A 210-nucleotide genomic window follows, 5' to 3' on the forward strand; every position below is an offset into this window, starting at 1 on the left:
TCTTTCCATTAATCGCGTTCTGTCTTGTTTCAACATAACAACATTAAATGGTACGTGACGCTTTTTCTCACGTTTTGGTTCTTCTTTTTGTACAACTGGTTGTTCTTCTGCGACCAGTGTTTCTTCCACAACTGGTTGTTCTTCTGCAATCGCTGTTTCCTCTACAACTGGTTGTTCTTCTGCAATCACTGCTTCTTCCACAACTGGTTG

General features: G+C 41.0%; 1 protein-coding gene. It reads right to left on the reverse strand.

All coding sequences use genetic code 11. The annotated features are described in order from the left end of the window. Window positions 1-210, reverse strand: a 210-nt coding sequence (locus tag MR079_RS29065) for a hypothetical protein (RefSeq protein WP_242295127.1), incomplete at both ends; no start/stop codon positions are given.

The organism is Bacillus cereus group sp. BfR-BA-01381 (assembly GCF_022663555.1).
In the GTDB taxonomy this organism is placed as follows: Bacteria; Bacillota; Bacilli; order Bacillales; family Bacillaceae_G; genus Bacillus_A; species Bacillus_A pacificus.